Consider the following 17,970-nt stretch of genomic DNA (forward strand, 5'->3'; position numbering starts at 1 on the left):
GATACAGAATGAATAAATTAAAATCCTGGTTTACCTTAATTCTTGCCATTATCGCCCTTGGGCTGATTGGCTGGAACTATACTAATAACACTGAATTCGGTGATGGTGAGATTGTTGATGATGGTCAGCCAACCTATCAATCCAAATCATCGATATCTTTTGTTTACGAGCCAACAGGTATACTCGGATATAAACTTGTTGCTGATGATGTCAAAAACTATGCTCAGCAAAAGTTTACATGGTTTACTAACCCTGTCTTAACTACCTATTCACCGACAGGGGATGCAACATGGACAGTACGCGCAAATAAAGCCAAGCTAACAAACAGTAAAATGCTCTATCTTTATGGCGATGTTCAAATTGATAGCTTAACAGATGATTCTCAGCTACAGAGAATAAGCACAGACAATGCTATTGCAAATTTGGATACACAGGATGTTTCCTCTGATGATGAAGTGACTATTATCGGCGTCGGACTGAAATCAGTCGGCTTAAAAATGCGAGGCAATCTGCGCGAGAAACGTGCAGAGCTGATTGAAAAGGTAAACACCTATTATGAGATCCCTAATGAATCAAAAAATCCGTAATACACTGATTATCGGTACACTTTTAGCGATAAGTGTACCTGCGATGGCGCTTAAAGATGACACACAACAACCTATTGTTGTGAACTCAGAGAAACAGTCGCTTGATCTAGAAAAAAACGTCACAACCTTTACGCAAAATGTTGTGATCAAACAAGGTTCTATCGATATTCGTGCTGATAAAGTTGTTGTCACACGCCCAGGCGGTGACTCCAAAAGGATCGTAATAGAAGCGTTTGGTAACCCTGTGACTTTTTATCAGTTACAAGATGATGGCAAACCTATCAAAGGTCGTGGTGAGAAAATGACCTATGAAATGGATAAAGAGCTAATGACCTTAACGGGTAAAGCCTATCTTGAACAATTAGACAGTAATATCACCGGTGATAAGATCACTTATCTCGTCCCAACTCAGCAAATGGAAGCTTTTAGCGGTAAAGGTAAACAAGTAACTACTGTTTTACTGCCTTCCCAGTTGCAAGAGAAAGGCCCTGGTGTTAACAACAAAGGTAAGTAACACTTTATGGCGCTGTTAAAAGCTGAAAATTTAGCGAAAGCATACAAAGGGCGCACCGTTGTCGGTGATGTGAGCCTGAACGTTAATTCAGGTGAGATTGTCGGCTTACTTGGACCTAATGGTGCAGGTAAAACAACCACATTTTATATGGTTGTTGGCATTGTAGCTCGTGATGCAGGTAGTATTACAATTGATGATGAAGACATTACGCTGTTACCGTTACATGAACGAGCACGTAAAGGCATTGGCTATCTTCCTCAAGAAGCGTCTATTTTTAGACGCTTAAGCGTTTATGACAACATTATGGGGATCTTAGAAATCCGCCATGATCTAACACCTGAAGAACGGAAAGACCGTGCAGAAGAGCTGCTAGAAGAGTTTAATGTCAGCCACTTACGTAACAGCTTAGGGCAATCATTATCAGGGGGTGAACGTCGCCGTGTTGAAATCGCGCGGGCATTGGCAGCGAACCCTAAATTCATTTTATTAGATGAACCTTTTGCGGGTGTTGACCCTATTTCAGTATTAGATATTAAAAAAATTATCCAGCATCTACGTGATTATGGATTAGGTGTGCTAATTACTGACCATAACGTTCGTGAAACATTAGATGTGTGTGAACGTGCTTATATCGTCAGCCAAGGTCACCTTATTGCTCATGGTTCACCAGAAGAAATTCTTGAAAATGAGCAAGTTAAACGTGTTTACTTAGGTGAAGGCTTCCGCCTGTAATCTTTGATTCACTTTTACTCTGTCATGGATGACAACAGCAAAGGACTCATCGCATTATTATGAAACAAAGTCTGCAACTTCGTCTTAGTCAGCAACTGGCCATGACGCCACAGCTACAACAGGCTATTCGTTTGTTGCAACTTTCGACGCTTGAATTACAACAAGAAATTCAGCAAGCGCTTGAGTCTAATCCACTTCTAGAACAAGACGATGATCAACAAGATCCCGTTTCAGATGATACCTCTCATACAGAAAATCAGTCAGACTCCACAACAGAAACAACAACTGAAAACGAAGTTGAAGAGTTCGATACGCTGGATGCTTTAGAGCAAAAAGAGATGCCTGATGATCTCCCTTTAGATACTCAATGGGAAGAGATCTACACCGCAGGCACACCTTCTGGCACCAGTAATGACTATACTGATGATGAACTTCCACTGTATCAAGGCGAAACAACTGCTTCATTGCAAGATTACCTAACATGGCAGGCTGATCTCACTCCATTTTCAGAAACAGACAGAGCTATTGCAATAAGTATTATCGATGCTATTGATGAAACAGGATATTTAACTGTCACAACAGATGACATCCTTGCTGGAATGGGCGATGATGAGTTAGAGCTTGATGAAGTCGAGGCTGTATTAAAACGTATCCAACGCTTTGATCCTATAGGTGTTGCTGCGCGTGATTTAAAAGAGTGTCTTTTGATTCAGCTATCCGCTTTTTCAACAGAAACACCTTATCTTAAAGAAACGCAGTTAGTGATTAGCCAATATTTAGAATTGCTAGGTAACCGTGACTTTCGCCAATTGATGCGTCAAACGAAGTTGCGAGAAGAGACCCTTAAATCTGTTATTGAGATGATCCAGTCTCTTGATCCTAAGCCCGGATTAAGTATTGATACAGGCGAGTCAGAGTATGTTATTCCAGATATACTGGTAAAAAAATCAGGTGAACGCTGGCAAGTTGAGTTAAATACAGATAGCATTCCTCGCCTACGAATAAATGAGACCTATGCGGCATTGAGTCAATCGACTCAAAATGAGAGCGATGGAAAATTTATTCGTGACAATTTACAAGAAGCCAAATGGCTGATAAAAAGTTTAGAAAGCCGTAATGAGACATTATTAAAAGTCGCTCATTGCATTGTTGACACACAGCAGGCATTTTTCGAATTGGGTGAAGAGCATATGAAACCTCTTGTGTTAGCAGATATTGCTGAACAGGTTGAAATGCACGAATCCACCATTTCTCGAGTGACAACGCAAAAATTTTTGCATTGCCCAAGAGGAATTTTCGAATTGAAGTATTTTTTCTCTAGCCATGTGAATACTGATAGCGGAGGCGAAGCCTCTTCAACAGCAATCAGGGCTTTAGTGAAGAAACTAATCGCAGCAGAAAATCCAGCGAAACCACTTAGTGATAGTAAACTGGCTGATATGCTTGGAGAACTTGGAATACAAGTTGCTCGACGCACTGTTGCGAAGTATAGAGAGTCATTATCCATCCCGCCTTCAAATCAACGCAAAGAGTTGGTTTGAGCATAATTGAGAAGGAAGACACTATGGAACTTCAAATCACTGGTCATAATATTGAATTAACCGATGCTCTGCGTGATACAGTCAAAGCAAAAAGCGCGAAATTACCTCAGTTCTTTGACAAAATTAATAACGTTCAGGTGATCCTGAAAGTCGAGAAAGTTAATAAAATCGCGGAAGCGACCATTCAAGTTAATGGCGGTGAATTGCATGCCTCTGCGGAAGCAGAAGATATGTACGCAGCAATTGATGGATTAATGGATAAACTGGCTCGTCAATTAACCAAACACAAAGATAAACTGAGACAACATTAATTCATTTCCCATTGTAAAATGGGGATACAATCGGCGAAGTTACTGCGTTGTTTATGACTCGGTTTAAGCCAACGCCTAATCAATATCAGTAACAAAAAACCAGATGTCACCTTGTGGCATCTGGTTTGCTGGTCTAAGTGAATAAGACAATGAACAACGATACAAAGATGAATATTAGCGACGTACTTTCTCTGGCATGTACGCATAATGATGTACATTGCACGAGTAAAAAGCGCGCGTTAGAAATTATCAGTGAAAATGCAGCAAAAGCACTTAATTTACCGGAAACACTGATATTTGAAGCTTTATTGACGCGCGAAAAAGTCGGTACAACAGGGATTGGGGGTGGTTTAGCTATCCCTCATGGACGTATTGAAAGTGATGAAACAGAAAAAGTAGTTGGTGTGTTTCTTCACCTAAGCGAACCTATTGCCTTCGACGCTATTGATAATCAACCTGTCGACTTGTTGTTCGCATTACTCGTTCCTGCGACACAATGTAAGGAACATTTACACACACTGTCTTTGATTGCAAAACAGTTGGCAGACAAAAACTTATGTCGCCGACTACGCTCCGCACAAAGTGATGAAGAGCTTTATCAGATTATCACAGAATAACCCCTACGGGTTTAGTAGGACGCGAATAGCATACAGTGGAATGATATTCATCACTGGGAAATTATAGGGGAGCTACCTCATGGTGCTGATGATAGTCAGCGGACGCTCTGGTTCAGGTAAGTCAGTCGCTTTGCGTGCGCTTGAAGACATGGGATTTTATTGTGTTGATAACTTACCTGTTGATCTTTTACCTGAGCTAGCAAAAACACTGGCTGAACGTGATGCTTCTGCTGCCGCAGTCAGTATTGATGTCCGAAATATGCCAGAGTCGCCGGAGATCTTCGAAAAAGCGCTGGAAAGTTTACCCGCTGAATATTCTCCACAACTCTTATTTTTAGATGCAGATAGAAATACCTTAATTCGTCGTTATAGTGATACTCGACGTCTTCACCCTCTTTCTACCAAGAACCTTTCATTAGAAATGGCAATTGATACCGAAAGTGATCTACTTGAGCCATTGCGATCGCGCGCTGATCTCATCATTGATACTTCTGAGATGTCAGTTCATGAGCTCGCAGAAATGTTGCGTACTCGCTTATTAGGTAAGCGTGAACGTGAGCTGACGATGGTCTTTGAATCATTTGGCTTTAAGCATGGTATTCCTATTGATGCAGACTATGTTTTTGATGTGCGCTTCTTACCAAATCCACATTGGGATCCTAAACTGCGTCCAATGACAGGTCTTGATCGCCCTGTCGCGGCATTCTTAGATAGACACACCGAAGTTCATAACTTTATTTATCAAACTAGAAGCTACCTTGAACTTTGGTTGCCGATGTTAGAAACCAATAACCGTAGTTATTTGACGGTTGCGATTGGTTGTACGGGAGGTAAACACCGTTCTGTTTATGTTGCAGAGCAACTCGCAGATTATTTCCGTTCTAGAGGGAAAAACGTACAATCACGCCACAGAACACTAGAAAAACGCAAATGACCCAATATCGACAAGTTGCGATTAAAAATCGACTCGGTATGCATGCAAGACCTGCGATGAAATTGTTTGATTTAGTAAAAACATTTCAATCAACCGTCATTTTACGCAACAACGAAGGGGTTGAAGCACAAGCGGATAGTGTGATTGCTATGCTGATGTTAGATTCAGAGCAAGGCAGTCAAATTGATATAGAAGTTACTGGTAGTGATGAAAATGAAGCTATTAATGCTATTATCGCATTATTTGAATCGGGGTTTGATGAAGAATAATCGTAATAGAAAACAATAGATTAGCATTTCTTAACTAAATAACCCGAAAGAGACTGTGATCACTGTCTCTTTCTTTTTTATACAGAACCGCCTATTATCTCTTATATGAGTTTAACAACACCCCCACCTCACCCGTGGGGGTGTTGTTTTGCATTGGAATAAATTGGAGTGTGGTATGACAAAGCCAACAATTATCATCAACGAACTTGATGCAGAACGTTTAGATTCATTACTTGAACAACCGGCATTTGCAGATAGCCCGATTGCTGAAGCATTGAATGAAGAGTTAGATCGTGCTGACATTGTTACACCAGCTGATATCCCTGCTAATATTGTCACAATGAACAGCAAAGTCCGTTTTATGGACTTAAAAAATAATGAAGAGCGTACTCGTACGTTAGTGTATCCTGCTTCATTAAAAGACAGCACTACTGAACTTTCCGTTATGGCACCAATGGGTGCTGCGCTACTAGGTTTAGCGATTGATGATGAGATCAGTTGGAAGCTACCAAATGGCCTTGAAACCAAGGTTAAAGTATTAGAAATTCTATACCAACCTGAAGCTGCGGGTGAATTACACCGTTAAGCAGAGCTGAAGGTTCGCGTCTTATTTTTATCTTCTCAAATTGAAAAGCTCACTGATAAACGCGATATCTCAGCCCATTGCGGGCTGAGATTAAAGGTCGCGATAACTCTCTAAAATTTACTCACCTGCAATACTCATTTCTGGTAATAACAGCGATCCACACTGAACATTACTGCGCATCTCGATATCATCACCCATAGCGGCAATATTTGCCCACATATCTTTTAAGTTACCCGCAATAGTCACTTCGCTTACAGGGTACTGGATTTCACCGTTTTCAACCCAAAAACCGCTCGCGCCACGAGAATAATCACCCGTTACTGTGCTGACGCCTTGTCCCATCAATTCAGTGACAACAAGACCTGTTCCCATCTCTTTTAACAACGCATCAAACGATAAACCTTGCCCTGGGATATACCAGTTATGTATCCCACCAGCATGACCATTACTTTTTAAACCCAGTTTTCTTGCTGAATAAGTGGTTAATAGCCACTCTTGTAATATGCCATCTTTAATGATTTCGGCATCTGTTGTGCGCACACCTTCGCTATCAAACGGTGTTGATGCCAAGCCTCTCATTAAGTGAGGACGCTCTTGAATATTTAGCCATTGAGGGAAAATTTGCTTACCTAAGCTATCGAGCAAACAAGAAGACTCACGATAAATCATGCTACCACTGATTGCCGCAACCAAATGACCAAAAATACCTGTCGCAACATCGGCTGCAAAAATAACGGGGGCTTTCATAGTTGGGAGCTTACGAGGTGCAAGGCGAGATAAAGTACGGCGAGCACATTCTTGACCTACCCATTCTGGTGATTCTAGATCATCAAAACGACGACTAATGGTGTAGGCATAATCACGCTCCATATCTTCACCATCACGAGCAATAACACAACTCGACATAGAATAGCGTGAAGATGAATAGCTTTTTAATAAGCCAAGGCTATTACCAAATACACGGGTTCCACTGTGGCTATTAAAGCTGCCTCCTTCGGTATTAATAATACGGCTATCGCTATCTAAAGCGGATTTTTCTGCTCTTGATGCTAATTCAATCGCTTTATCTGCCGTTACCTCGGTAGGATGGTAAAGATCAAGGAAAGGCGCATCAAAAGCTAATAGCTCTTGATCAGCAGGTCCTGCATATGGATCAACAGAAGTGTAGCGCGCAATATCCACAGCGGCCTGTACAGCACGCTTAATTGCATCAGGACTTAAATCTGTTGAAGATGCACTACCTTTACGTTGTTGTTGGTAAACCGTAATGCCTAAAGCACCATCACTGTTAAATTCAACATTTTCAACTTCACCATAACGCGTACTCACACTTATGCCCGTCGATTTATTAATAGCGACTTCGGCACTATCACACTGTTTTGCAGCTAGCTCTAATGCGAGTGAGACGGCGTCTTCAAGCTGTTTTACCTGATCTGAATTATTCATTGAGAACCATTTTTCCTAAGGAGAACATCACTTTTTACTTATTTTTAGCAAAGTAAATCAATTGGCAGGTGGTCAACAAGCGATTTTCCCAGTTACAATAGAAGATATATGAATGTTATCACCCGTCGGGCTTTTGGTCATTCACCAAATCACACTCCCGGCTTACTCTGCAACAGGAATTTTTATTATGGCAAAGCAGCCTGAAGAGTGGCATTACCTCAATCCTGAATTTGACGATACGTCGTCAGAAGAGGAAGAAGAGGACGAAATCATCTGGGTCAGCAAAAGCGAAATTAAACGTGATGCTGAAGCACTCAAAAAACTGGGTACTGAATTAGTTGAATTAAGTGCGCAAGAATTAGAACGTGTGCCATTAGATGAGAAATTATTAGCCTCTATTCAATTAGCACAAAAAGTACAGCGTGAAGCACGCCGTCGCCAAATTCAATATATTGGAAAACTACTACGCAATGTGGACGAAGATCCGATCCGCCAAGCGCTCGATAAACTGAAAAACCGTCACAACCAACAGATATTAGTGTTACATAAACTAGAAGATCTGCGAATTCGCCTTGTCGAAGGTGGCAATGAAGTGATTGAAGAAGTCGTGGCGCTTTATCCAATGGCCGATCGTCAACAATTACGCACACTTATCCGTAATGCGAAAAAAGAAAAAGAAGCGAATAAGCCACCAAAATCATTCCGCTTACTATTTCAATATCTAAAAGATTTATCAGAATCAGCATAAAACCTGATCATCCTGAAAACGCAGTGTAAACTCAGTATCACTGCGATTTTCAGGGCGTACTTTTTGCTCTTAATTACTTTTGTGCTTTATGCTCACAATGAAAGCTCAATACGTCTTTACCAAGCTCATTTTGTGCTTCTTGCATCACTTCCACTAAAGGCTGAAAATCACGGGAATGATGAGGTAGATGCTTGAAAACGATACTGACAGGCAATTCTATTCCTCCCACCAATGCATCCCATAATGCATCTAGGTTATCGCCAAAATTATCATCTAACTGAAATTGCAGTGCAAAATCCTGATAAAAAGCATCTCTATCTACTAGTATCTTAAAATCGAAGATAACCTGTTTCATTAAGGAGCAACCTTTGTCATTGTACGGTAATGATCGGTGGTGACATAAATCAATCCATCATTCGAATAGAGCAATCTGTCGCTACCACGATGACCACAGTGATAATTCACATCAGCTTCATACCACTGGCGTCCTGCTTCTTCTGGTAGCTGTTTTTCACGGTTCATAAAACGATCGCCACCAATTGCTCTTCCCGGCAAAACTTCACATAAGTTACCTTCTTTCGCATTCCAGCCTTGTTCTCTTGCCTGTTTTTTAGTGAGATAAAAACTCGGTAGCTGTTGATGACGTTGTAAATAGTTAGCCACTGCATTGGCTTGTGTTTTTTCATCAATAGAAAGAGGGAGTTGTGCTGGTTTATTGCTGCTATTGCTTGATGATGTTGGAACAGAAACTGGCGATGAAGAGGATGATATTTTCGCTTCAGGAAGCAAACCTTTATAGAGAACACCAAATAAAACAGCAATAACAATAATAACTGGTAATAAACGTTTACCCATAAATTAGCACCTTCACTGTCGCTAGGATAAAAAACTCCATCAAAAGATGGAGTTTAATTAATACGTATAAATAACTATAACAAAGATTAAGCAGTACCGCCTACGGTGATCTTATCAAGCTTCAACGTAGGTTGACCGACACCAACAGGGAGGCTTTGTCCTTCTTTACCACAAACGCCCACTCCTTTATCTAAAGCGAGATCATTTCCCACCATAGAGACCTGTTGCATGGCTTCAATACCTGAACCAATCAGAGTTGCCCCTTTAATTGGTTTTGTTATTTTTCCATTCTCGATTAAATAAGCTTCTGAGGTTGAGAAAACAAATTTACCTGATGTGATATCAACCTGACCGCCACCAAAGTTTGGTGCGTAAATACCGCGATCAACGCTAGTAATAATTTCTTCAGGCGAAGATTTGCCTGCTAACATATAAGTGTTTGTCATACGAGGCATAGGAAGATGTGCATAAGACTCACGACGACCATTTCCTGTTGGTGAAACACCCATTAAACGTGCATTCATCTTATCTTGCATATAGCCTTTTAAGATGCCGTTTTCGATTAAGACATTGTATTGACCCGGAACACCTTCATCGTCGATAGCAACAGAGCCTCGACGGCCTTCAAGAGTGCCATCATCAACAATCGTACAAAGCTCGGAAGTGACTTTCTCACCAAGGCGACCAGAAAATACAGAGGTTTCACGGCGGTTGAAATCACCTTCTAAACCATGACCCACAGCTTCATGCAATAATACACCTGGCCATCCTGCACCTAATACCACAGGCATTGTTCCTGCTGGTGCTGCAATCGCTGATAAATTCACTAATGCCATACGTACTGCTTCACGAGCATAAGTGACTGCATGGCTTTCACCATCCACTTTAGTTAAAAAATAGTCATAACCAAAACGACCACCGCCACCACTTGCGCCACGCTCACGTTTGCCATCTTCTTCCACCAGCACGCTGACAGAAAGGCGAACTAAAGGACGCACATCAGCGGCTAACGTACCATCGGTTGCTGCAACCAGCACATGCTCATAAACACCAGTTAATGACGCATTAACTTGTTTAACGCGTTTATCTTCAGCACGAGCGACTTTATCTACCTCATGCAATAATGCAATTTTCTCTTCACGAGAAAGGCTTTGCAGAGGATCATTTAAGCTGTATAGCGGAGAATGTTGAATAGCTCCTAAAGTATGGATACGGCCATTACCTTTAGCCTGAACAATACTTCGTGCAGCATGAGCACTTTGGTTAAGTGCGTTAAGCGTTAGTTGGTCAGCATAAGCAAAACCGGTTTTTTCACCGTAAATTGCTCTAACACCAACACCTTGATCAATATTGTAAGAGCCATCTTTAATAATCTGATCATCAAGGCTCCAAGCCTCGTGATAACTTGACTGAAAATAAAGATCACCATAATCAATTTGACGCTGTGCAAGCTGCTCTAGTGTTGATGCTAAATCATCTAAACTAAGTTTGTTTGCTTCCAACAGACTTTCGCTGACAACAGCTAAACTCATAATTCTTCTTTATCCTTAACTTTTTTGATTAAGTGGGTCAGTTTCGGGCGAAAACGGTTATGTTTTACAACACGGATCTGTTCACGCATACCGTGTAAACTTTCGACGTCAACATTCAGCGTTAGCGCACTGACAGCATCAGGGTTCTTTTTCAAGACTTTACCCCAGCCATCAATCGCCATAGTATGACCCCAAGTCCGGCGCGTATCATGTGTACCCACTTGTGCTGGCGCTAAGATAATACACTGATTCTCAATGGCACGAGCACGTAATAAAGGTTCCCAGTGTGCTTTTCCTGTTAAACGGGTAAAAGCAGCTGGCACAGAGATTATCTCGGCACCTTTTTCTCTTAATGCTTGGAAAATACCTGGGAAGCGTAAGTCATAACAGATCGTTAAACCTAATTTCCCAACGGGAGTATCAACGACGGTTAAGCGCTCACCGCGTTGATAAATAGAAGACTCATTATATTCGCCTTGCTCATCATCAATACTGACATCAAACATATGGATTTTATCATAACGAGCGCGAATAACCCCTTCATCATCAAACACCAAGCTACTGCTGGTAATTTGGTCTGGAGAGTCTCGACTAATCAATGGCATAGAACCGACTAAGATCCATACTTTGTAACGCTGAGCCATTTTAGCGATAGCATTTTGTAAAGGCCCATCTCCCTGAATTTCAGCGTGTTTATGGTAATCTTTAGAGTTTGAAAAAAGTAACGCATTTTCAGGTGTTAATACAAGCTTCACTGAATCGGGTAATTGCTTAATCTGTTGCTCAATTTGCGCCAGATTATTTTTTGTGTTTTTACCGCTACAAAGTTGCAAAAGTGCGACATTAACTTTTTTCATAACGCCTGATTCTCCTTAAGCTGACGCAGTACTTCGTCAATTTTGGGTTGTTCCATAGTTCCGGTCACATGATAACGGATAACTGAAATCTTACTCCAGAGTGGCCCCAGAACCTTTGATGCCGCAAACACTGCGGCGCCTGCAATTGGGTTTATAGCGAATGCAGTAGCAACACCGACTGTTGCTGAAATCTCTGGCGTTACCACAACTTGTAGGTCCATTTTACGTTCAAGTAAATCCACTTTCCCACTTATCGCAATATCGGCAATAACACCATCAACTCGGACACTCTCAGCATTCATAATACCTTGATTAATCGTAATTTCACTCTTAATCGAGTCATATTCAAAATGCTCGCTGAAAGTATCTCTAAAATCAAACTGTAATTTACGTAAAAGTGCATCGAAACTCACAAGGCGAAGTAACTTACCGGCTTGTCCGACATTCACTTTTTCTATCCGCCCTTTACCTAAAGTAGATTTGATATCGCCATTTAAGGTCGCAAGATCAAAATTCCACGGCGTATTATGCCATTGTAATGAAAAATCAGCAGAAAGAGGAGATTGCAAAATAGGAACGATATAGCCAAAGTAAGCAGCCATTTCATCAATTTCATCTGCTTTTAGCTTACCTTGTAGCTTTGTGATGTTGTTTCCTGCGATATCATCAGACCATTCGCCATTAACATGTAGCTCGCCACTGCTATTTTCTAATTTACCGCCAGTTAAAAGCAATGTGCCATTACTTTGCTTTAATGAACCTTGAATTTGCCCTAAAAGCAGGCCATTCACCCAACATTCTCGACATTCAAAATCAATAGAAGGGATATTTTTTACTGAAAATTTCAATGCATTAGGATCAGGAGCGTTCGCCATTTTTAACGTTTTTTCTTCTTGGGTAGAAGAAACAGCATTAAAATAGAGATAATTAATATTCACTTGCCAAGGTGCCGATGCTTCAGGAATAAACACATCGCCTCGTAATTCATTTCCTGAAAATGCAAATTTTACACCGTCACTAACGCGCATAATTTCAGTTTGCGGATCACGCCATTTTTGCCCTGCAAAATTTAAATCAGGCAAACTGATGTGCACATTATCAGGAAAAGTGATTTCATTTTCAGATGGCGTTAAAGATGAAAAAGCCATTAATGTTGGCAACCATTTATCACCCTCTAATCCTTTAAGGGCAATAGTTAAGCGTTGTTGTGAACTCAATTCTGGTAATTTAATAGAAGAAGAAACAAGGTTACCTTGTAATAATCGTAACTGTTTTCCTAATGCCCATTGGCTATTAAGTTTCCACTGTTTCTCAGCACTGGCATTCACGCTTAAGGTTTCACTGTTGCCTTTTGCAGAAATAACAATAGGCGGTGAAGTTTTTAAATCTTGCGTTTCAGGTGCGGTTAATTTGCTATTTAATGCATTGATATTTCCGGTTAAATCGACTTGATAATCGACATCGCCTTTTTCGGGGATCTTAACATTAACGTTACCACTCCAAGGAAATACACCACTAAATTTCTGTTGAATATCGCTAGGTAATCCTTGAATTTTTTGAATATCCCATTGACCTTTCAAGCCTACATCAACCTGATAATTATCCGTATCATTGTGACTTGTAAATGAGAAAGCGAGAGGCTGCCCAAACCAATTAGCCGTTAATGTATCACTCTCAAGTTTGTCATTGTGATAACGAAATTGTCCATTGACGCCCTGTAAGGTGGTATCCATAAAATTCAATGTGACATCATTGTTTTTTAAATTAACATCACCAGAAGCAATCACATCTTCACCATCAAATGGGATATCTAATTTCAATGTACCATTGATTTTCCCTGCGACTTTAAGCTCTTCAAGTGTATGACCTATACTCGCCATTTGAGAATCTAAGAAATACTCTTTCAGCTCGTCGCCTGTAGCTTGAATATCTGCATTAATTAAGATCTTCTCTTGTCGATAACTCTCAATCACTGCACTTAAATTTGTGGCAGTGGCTTTACCCACTTTCGCTTGTGCAGAAGACATCCATAGCCCATCATTTTTAAAATCTAAATTAATATCTAGATCGAATAATGCGGGCCATTCGCTATCAAATTTAAAGGTGGCGTGTTTAACAGGGGCATACACTTGGAACCGCCCTTTGTGATTATCAAAAGGAAAATCGGCGGGATCACCATGGAAAATAAAGGTTCCATTATCGATATTACCCGCAATAATCGCCTCTGAGAGGTATTGTGTCAGCTCTTTACCAACATATTCCTCTGGCAGATAACGCCATGCATCTCCTGCATTTGTAACTCTTACACCTGAGAGTATAGAAAGACGCTGATCTTCACCTTGTTTCTCGTAACGAAAATCACCCGTAACCCATGCTGATGTAGCTTGAACATCTAACCCTTCACTCCAAAGAGATAAGTCATCTCCAGAATGAGTCCAATAAACTGTGCCTTTCCCTTTCTCAATATTCAGCGGTGCTTTAAACAATTCACCAGTATCTATTTCACTGTTTGCTAACGCGAAATTAAGTTCACCGCGTTGCATATTACCTTTTAATTGCCCACTGAAATGTTGTACTGAAGGGATCTCTTGCCAACGCTTCCAACCCACATTTTCCCATGAGAGATTAATCGCGCTTTGCTCGAAATGCTCAGGCGTGAGATCTAATGCAAAATCATTAACCATCCCAGAAAATTGGCGATACTGCCATTGACGAACAAAATCAGGTGTTAAAAAAGAGAATAATGGCAATACAGCATATAGCCTATCTAACTCAATATTTTTGGCACGAATACGCCATACTTCATCATGTTGTTTTTCTTTTGGTTGATAAAGAACCGCTAAATAACCATCAGGCCACTCTTCACCATCCATGGTAATTTTTCGAGTATAAGGAATATCTGCAAGCCAACCATTTTCTTGCCTTCTCATTCGCAATATTAAGTCTTCAACTTTTAATGCATGAGAGGTTTCATCACTACTCCAATCCATTTCACCTTGATGAATTTGCAATTGACTTCCGGTAATACGCCCTTGAGTAATTTCAATCCAGTTAGATAAACTCGCTTTGGCTTCACCTAATCCGCTATTATTTTTTACCCACTGACTAAGCCAAGGTGAGATATCAATATCATCTGCGGTAAGAAATACTTTGCCGTTATCGATTAAACCGTTCTCTGTGGTATAGAGATCAAGACGCACCTTTAATCCGCCATAATGATTAACCGGTGTATCAAGAGTGACTTCACCTTGAGCACGATGACGATTTTTTTGATTTAACCACATCAATTCAGGCACATGTAATGTACTGGTGTCTCCTGAAGGGGTTAAAAAAACAAAACGACTTTTAATCAATTTAAAGCGATCAAACTGTTCAAGAAAAATGGAAGAAATATCATCTGGTTCAGTTAACGTTATATCCCCACTTTGCCCAGTAAAAATAGGGCGATGGTAATTAACATATAACTGCTCAAAGGTCAATTCACGAAAATGAAGGCGAAATGCGAATAATGAACGCCAAACATCAAAAGAAAAAGTCACTTTTTCTGCCGTAACGTTCACATCTTTATTGGTAATATTCAGCCCTTCTACTTGAATATCAGGGCCAAAATTCTGCCACTCTCCCATAATCTTTGTCATGGAGACAGGGCTATTGAGTTGCTTCGTAAGATACGATTCTATTTCAGGGCGATAACTATCTAAGCGAGGCAGAAAGTAGCGAAATCCGCTTAATACCAAGGCAAAAACGATGAGGCAAAAAACTGTTATCACTAACAGGTATTTAGGCAGCCGCTTCATTTTTGTCTCCTTTCTGCCATCATATTCATTAGGAAGGCGAATCCATTACATCATCACCACATCAAATTGCTCCTGACTATAGAGTAGCTCAGTTTGCACTTTCACTTGTTTACCGACAAAAATTTCAACCTCTGCTAATGCATGTGACTCATCGCCTTTTAATGTGTCTGCCACTGCTGAAGAGGCGTAAACCAAGAAGCGATCTGCATCAATCGTTTTATGCACGCGTACTATTTCACGTAAAATCTCATAACAAACCGTTTCAACTGATTTTACCGTACCTCGCCCTTGGCAAGTTGGGCAGTCATCACAAAGAACATGTTCGAGACTTTCCCGAGTTCTTTTACGTGTCATTTCCACTAAGCCAAGTTGAGAGAAACCATTAATCGTTGTTTTCACTCTATCTTTACTTAGTGCTTGTTCAAGTGATGCCAATACTCTGCGTTTATGTTCATCATTATTCATATCAATAAAGTCAATAATGATGATACCGCCTAAATTACGTAACCGTAATTGACGAGCAATGGCTTGGCTTGCTTCAATATTAGTATTAAAAATCGTTTCTTCTAAATTTCTATGACCAACAAATGCCCCTGTATTGATATCAATAGTGGTCATTGCTTCAGTTTGATCGATAATTAGATAACCACCTGATTTCAATTCAACTTTGCGCTCTAAAGCCCGTTGAATTTCACTTTCTACACCATAGAGATCAAAAATAGGCTGATTGCCTTGGTGTAATTCAAGTTTAGCGGTTAATTCAGGAATATATTCACCAATAAATTCCTGTAATTGATTGTAGGTTAATTTAGAATCAACTCGTATGCTATCTAATTCAGAACCTGCAAAATCACGTAAAATACGCTGTGCTAAAGCCAGTTCGCCATAAATTTGAATGCGAGTTTTATTTCTTTTCTTACGCTCAATAATTTTATTCCATAAGCGTTTAAGAAAAGCGGCATCTTGCTTAATTTCATGCTCGCCAACACCTTCAGCCGCTGTACGAATAATAAAACCGCCATTTTCATCGCAATACTCTTCAACGAGTTGTTTTAAGCGCTCACGCTCTTCTTCACTATCAATTCGCTGAGAAACGCCCACATGAGATGCGCCAGGCATAAAGACTAAATAACGAGAAGGTAATGTAATATCAGTGGTAAGGCGAGCACCTTTTGTTCCTAAAGGATCTTTAACCACTTGTACAATTAAGTCTTGTCCTTGATGCACCAGTTGTGCAATATCACGAACATTAAATTTCTTCTGCTCTTCACCCGCAATACATTCAGTGTGAGGCATAATATCAGAAGCATGTAGAAAAGCGGCTTTATCCAGCCCGATGTCAATAAATGCAGCTTGCATCCCGGGTAATACGCGACTTACCCGACCTTTGTAGATGTTTCCGACGATACCTCGTTTAGCTTCTCTTTCGACATGGATTTCTTGAAGTATGCCTCCACGAATATAGGCAACACGAGTTTCAGATGGCGTCACATTCACTAATAACTCAGCTGTCATGAAATCTCCTTCTCATTAGCTAGAGACGAAAATTGAGCTATCAACGCTTCGGTTTCAACAAGAGGCAATCCGACAACTGCATGATAACTCCCCTCAATCCGTTGAACAAAACGGCCTCCTTTTCCTTGAATACCGTAAGCGCCAGCTTTATCCATTGGCTCTCCTGACTCAATATACGCGCTAATCTCACTCTCTGTCATCTCTCTAAAAGTGACGTGTGTGACGACTAATTGACTCAATGTGCGTGTTCTATTAGAGATAGCAATTGCTGTCATCACTTGATGTGTTGCGCCTGAAAGTGAACGTAGGATTTGTGTGGCATGGGTTTTATCACGAGGTTTTTCAAGAATATGACCATCATGAACCACAATAGTATCAGAGCCCAAAACGGGATAATCATGAGGTGCTTGTCTTACACCTTCTTGTGATTTTTCTTTTGCCAAACGAAGAACATACTCTTCTGGCTTTTCACCTTGTTGCCAAATTTCATCAATTGCTGGCGTGATAATACTAAATTCAATATCTAATAACGCGAGAAGTTCACGTCTTCTTGGCGAGCTGGAAGCAAGGTAAAGCGTGGTCACAAATAATGTCCTCATGACGGTAACGCAAAAGTGACCGCCATGATCCAATAACTTAGTGAACTAAAAACTGGTGACGGATTTTGCGAAGCAAAAAATAAAGCCATGGCCAAAGAATACCACTGACTGGGCTATTCCAGAATACTTGAGGGTGAAAAGTCACTGGTGAAAGTAAAAATTCCGCCCAAAATACAGCAAGATCAACAACGACAACGCTTAACATCACCACTAAGGCTTGCTGCCATAACGCTAAATTACAAAAAAGTTGATATTTAAAAGCGATGACATAACTCACTAAAGTATAGGCCAGTGCATTAACACCCAAGGTCGTTCCTTGGACTAAGTCCATAATCATACCCAAGACAAATGCGGTTCCGACACTGATACGATGAGGAATAGCTGTTATCCAATAAATAAGAAACAACATAGGCCAAATTGGTCGATACACGGCTAATTGTTCTGGCCACGGCATAATTTGTAAAACCAATGCGACAAGAAAAGAGAGCCAAACAACCCAACGTCCACGACTTTGATATGGATTCATCGTG

At 40.5% G+C, this 17,970-nt stretch carries 19 protein-coding genes; 10 read left to right on the top strand and 9 right to left on the bottom strand.

The window, feature by feature from the left end; translation table 11 throughout:
* The first annotated feature begins 8 nt into the window (after positions 1-8).
* The 9 genes from lptC (at position 9) to rnk (ending at position 6,091) form a co-directional block, all read left to right on the top strand.
* Positions 9-587, top strand: coding sequence for an LPS export ABC transporter periplasmic protein LptC (lptC, locus tag C0T34_RS08080; RefSeq protein ID WP_075671457.1), 579 nt, complete (start codon positions 9-11; stop codon positions 585-587).
* Complete coding sequence (gene lptA / locus C0T34_RS08085) at positions 568-1,101, top strand: lipopolysaccharide ABC transporter substrate-binding protein LptA (protein WP_075671459.1); 534 nt, start codon at positions 568-570, stop codon at positions 1,099-1,101. Before lptC ends, lptA begins: the two co-directional genes overlap by 20 nt.
* A gap of 6 nt (positions 1,102-1,107) precedes the next feature.
* On the top strand, positions 1,108-1,833 hold the full coding sequence (gene lptB / locus C0T34_RS08090) for an LPS export ABC transporter ATP-binding protein (RefSeq protein ID WP_006535352.1): 726 nt from the start codon (positions 1,108-1,110) through the stop codon (positions 1,831-1,833).
* A gap of 59 nt (positions 1,834-1,892) precedes the next feature.
* Entirely contained in the window at positions 1,893-3,374 is a 1,482-nt protein-coding gene (gene rpoN / locus C0T34_RS08095; protein ID WP_098941211.1) for an RNA polymerase factor sigma-54, read from the top strand.
* A gap of 23 nt (positions 3,375-3,397) precedes the next feature.
* Entirely contained in the window at positions 3,398-3,685 is a 288-nt protein-coding gene (gene hpf / locus C0T34_RS08100; protein ID WP_036913954.1) for a ribosome hibernation promoting factor, read from the top strand.
* A gap of 149 nt (positions 3,686-3,834) precedes the next feature.
* A complete protein-coding gene (gene ptsN, locus C0T34_RS08105; protein ID WP_023582879.1) occupies positions 3,835-4,302 on the top strand; it encodes a PTS IIA-like nitrogen regulatory protein PtsN in 468 nt (155 codons plus the stop codon).
* 79 nt (positions 4,303-4,381) lie between these two features.
* Positions 4,382-5,236, top strand: coding sequence for an RNase adapter RapZ (gene rapZ / locus C0T34_RS08110; protein ID WP_023582880.1), 855 nt, complete (start codon positions 4,382-4,384; stop codon positions 5,234-5,236).
* Positions 5,233-5,505: a PTS phosphocarrier protein NPr gene (npr, locus tag C0T34_RS08115; protein ID WP_075671463.1), complete on the top strand. Its 273-nt coding sequence runs from the start codon at positions 5,233-5,235 to the stop codon at positions 5,503-5,505. Before rapZ ends, npr begins: the two co-directional genes overlap by 4 nt.
* A 175-nt stretch (positions 5,506-5,680) precedes the next feature.
* A complete protein-coding gene (gene rnk, locus C0T34_RS08120; RefSeq protein ID WP_075671465.1) occupies positions 5,681-6,091 on the top strand; it encodes a nucleoside diphosphate kinase regulator in 411 nt (136 codons plus the stop codon).
* Between the two features lie 117 nt (positions 6,092-6,208).
* Here rnk and pmbA read toward each other — a convergent pair whose 3' ends face one another.
* Positions 6,209-7,537 (bottom strand): metalloprotease PmbA, encoded by a 1,329-nt coding sequence (gene pmbA / locus C0T34_RS08125; RefSeq protein WP_109849990.1) that lies wholly within the window; start codon positions 7,535-7,537, stop codon positions 6,209-6,211.
* A gap of 187 nt (positions 7,538-7,724) precedes the next feature.
* On the opposite strand from pmbA, the gene yjgA reads away from it, so the two are divergent.
* The gene (gene yjgA, locus C0T34_RS08130; protein ID WP_088495963.1) at positions 7,725-8,285 is read left to right on the top strand and encodes a ribosome biogenesis factor YjgA; all 561 of its coding nucleotides are present in this window, start codon (positions 7,725-7,727) and stop codon (positions 8,283-8,285) included.
* Positions 8,286-8,358: 73 nt separating this feature from the next.
* On the opposite strand, the gene C0T34_RS08135 is transcribed toward yjgA, so the two are convergent.
* The 8 genes from C0T34_RS08135 to mreD all read right to left on the bottom strand — a co-directional run bounded on the left by C0T34_RS08135 (position 8,359) and on the right by mreD (position 17,966).
* Positions 8,359-8,640 carry a barstar family protein gene (locus C0T34_RS08135; RefSeq protein ID WP_098941213.1) on the bottom strand — a complete coding sequence of 94 codons (282 nt, stop codon included), beginning with the start codon at positions 8,638-8,640 and terminating at the stop codon, positions 8,359-8,361.
* On the bottom strand, positions 8,640-9,140 hold the full coding sequence (locus C0T34_RS08140) for a ribonuclease domain-containing protein (protein WP_098941214.1): 501 nt from the start codon (positions 9,138-9,140) through the stop codon (positions 8,640-8,642). The genes C0T34_RS08135 and C0T34_RS08140 overlap by 1 nt, the downstream gene beginning before the upstream one ends.
* A gap of 86 nt (positions 9,141-9,226) precedes the next feature.
* Entirely contained in the window at positions 9,227-10,672 is a 1,446-nt protein-coding gene (tldD, locus tag C0T34_RS08145; protein ID WP_109849991.1) for a metalloprotease TldD, read from the bottom strand.
* Complete coding sequence (gene nit1 / locus C0T34_RS08150) at positions 10,669-11,529, bottom strand: deaminated glutathione amidase (RefSeq protein WP_098941216.1); 861 nt, start codon at positions 11,527-11,529, stop codon at positions 10,669-10,671. The genes tldD and nit1 overlap by 4 nt, the downstream gene beginning before the upstream one ends.
* A complete protein-coding gene (yhdP, locus tag C0T34_RS08155; RefSeq protein ID WP_109849992.1) occupies positions 11,526-15,326 on the bottom strand; it encodes an AsmA2 domain-containing protein YhdP in 3,801 nt (1,266 codons plus the stop codon). Before yhdP ends, nit1 begins: the two co-directional genes overlap by 4 nt.
* A 45-nt stretch (positions 15,327-15,371) precedes the next feature.
* Positions 15,372-16,841 (bottom strand): ribonuclease G, encoded by a 1,470-nt coding sequence (rng, locus tag C0T34_RS08160; protein ID WP_109419274.1) that lies wholly within the window; start codon positions 16,839-16,841, stop codon positions 15,372-15,374.
* A complete protein-coding gene (locus tag C0T34_RS08165; protein WP_098941218.1) occupies positions 16,838-17,425 on the bottom strand; it encodes a Maf family protein in 588 nt (195 codons plus the stop codon). The genes rng and C0T34_RS08165 overlap by 4 nt, the downstream gene beginning before the upstream one ends.
* A gap of 52 nt (positions 17,426-17,477) precedes the next feature.
* On the bottom strand, positions 17,478-17,966 hold the full coding sequence (gene mreD / locus C0T34_RS08170; RefSeq protein ID WP_098941219.1) for a rod shape-determining protein MreD: 489 nt from the start codon (positions 17,964-17,966) through the stop codon (positions 17,478-17,480).
* Between the last annotated feature and the right edge of the window lie 4 nt (positions 17,967-17,970).

The sequence above is a fragment of the Proteus sp. CA142267 genome (assembly GCF_003336825.1).
GTDB classification, from domain to species: Bacteria; Pseudomonadota; Gammaproteobacteria; order Enterobacterales; family Enterobacteriaceae; genus Proteus; species Proteus terrae.